Source organism: Streptomyces himastatinicus ATCC 53653 (assembly GCF_000158915.1).
Taxonomy (GTDB): Bacteria; Actinomycetota; Actinomycetes; order Streptomycetales; family Streptomycetaceae; genus Streptomyces; species Streptomyces himastatinicus.
Map to the genome: position 1 here is coordinate 7,021,061 of NZ_GG657754.1, position 1,857 is coordinate 7,022,917.

Genomic DNA, 1,857 nt, shown 5'->3' on the forward strand with positions numbered 1-1,857 from the left:
TCCGCCCTCGTCCTGCCGATCGTCGCGAGCGGACTGCTGCTGCGCCCCGCCAGCCTGCTCGCCCTGTACGCGGCCGCCGCCACCGCCCTCATCGTGGAGTCCGCCGTCCTCGGCCCGTACACCGAGGAGGACACCTCCGCCCGGGTCACCCCCGGCACCATCCTCGTGGTCGCCGCCGTCGGCTTCTCCGGGCTGCTCATCGCCCAGTTCCGCAGCCGGGTCGGGGTGCCCTGGCGGCGCGGCGGCACCATGCTCTTCGACCTGCGCGAGCGCATCCGCGTCCAGAGCAAGCTGCCCGCCCTGCCGCGCGGCTGGCACCGCGAGATGGCGCTGCGCCCGGCCGGCGGCCAGTCCTTCTCCGGCGACTTCGTGGTCGCCGCCCGCACCGGCAACGGCGGCCGCACCCTCGAAGTCGTCCTCACCGACGTCTCCGGCAAGGGCATGGACGCCGCCTCCCGCGCCCTCCTGCTCTCCGGCGCCTTCGGCGGCCTCCTCGGCTCGCTGCCCCCGCACGGCTTCCTCCCGGCCGCCAACGGCTATCTGCTGCGCCAGGACTGGGAGGAGGGCTTCGCGACCTCCGTCCACCTCGTACTCGACCTCGACAGCGGCGACTTCGAGCTGTTCTCGGCCGGTCATCTGCCCGCGCTCCAGCTCAGCGCGGGCACCGGCAAATGGGAGGAGAAGTCGGCCGACGGCCCGCTGCTCGGCGTCTACGACGGCGCCCAGTTCGACCCCACCAAGGGCACCCTGCGCCCCGGTGACGTCCTGATGCTGTTCACCGACGGCCTCGTCGAGACCGCCGACCGCGACATCAGCGAGGGCATCGACCACCTGACGGGCGAGGCCGACCGCTACGTCGCCTCCGGCTTCCAGGGCGCGGCCTGGCACCTGATCGAGACGGTCGCGAAGGACGTCAACGACGACCGGGCGCTCCTGCTGATCTGCCGCCAGTAGGGCCGCCTTACCGGGGGTTAACCCCACCCCGTTACGGCGGCGACCGCCATGGCCCCGGGACATCCCCGATCCCTACGTTCGTAGGGCGTCGAAAGACATCGGGCGAACTCCTGGAAGGGTCACCACCATGCGGCTGCGCAAGCGGCGTACGACAGCGGCGCCCCCGGCACCGCACCCCGCCCCTGCCACCCACGCCATCGAACTCCATGGCGTCCAGCGCCGCTACGGCCGCGGCACCACCGCCGTGCACGCGCTCCGCGGCATCGACCTCGCCCTCCCGCACGGCAGCTTCACCGCCGTCATGGGCCCCTCGGGCTCCGGCAAGTCGACGTTCCTCCAGTGCGCCGCCGGGCTCGACCGGCCGACCGCCGGGTCCGTCACGCTCGGCGGCACCGAGATCACCGGACTGAGCGAGAACAAGCTCACCACGCTGCGCCGCAGTCGCCTCGGCTTCGTCTTCCAGGCGTTCAACCTGCTGCCCTCCCTCACCGTGGAGCAGAACGTGCTGCTCCCGATGCGGCTCGCCGGCGCCCGCCCCGACCGCCACCGGGCCCGCGAGGTCCTGGCCCAGGTCGGGCTGCACGAGCACGCCCGGCGCCGCCCGGGTCAGCTGTCCGGCGGGCAGCAGCAGCGGGTGGCGATCGCGCGCGCCCTGGTCACCCGCCCCGACGTCGTCTTCGCCGACGAGCCGACCGGCGCCCTGGACACCGTCACCGCCGCCGAGGTGCTCGGGCTGCTGCGGCACGCGGTGGACGCGCTCGGCGCGACCGTGGTGATGGTCACGCACGACCCGGTGGCCGCGAGCTACGCCGACCGGGTGCTGTTTCCTCGCGGACGGACGCGTAGCCGACCGGCTGACCCGCGCCCCCGCGCACGAGATCGCCGACCGGATGACCCGGCTCA

General features: G+C 73.8%; 1 protein-coding gene and 1 pseudogene. Both read left to right on the forward strand.

The window, feature by feature from the left end; all coding sequences use genetic code 11:
- The coding region (locus tag SSOG_RS29500) for a PP2C family protein-serine/threonine phosphatase (RefSeq protein ID WP_039938985.1) at positions 1-954 on the forward strand (954 nt) is incomplete at its 5' end.
- A gap of 127 nt (positions 955-1,081) precedes the next feature.
- Positions 1,082-1,857, forward strand: a pseudogene (locus SSOG_RS29505) (ABC transporter ATP-binding protein); the annotation flags it as partial.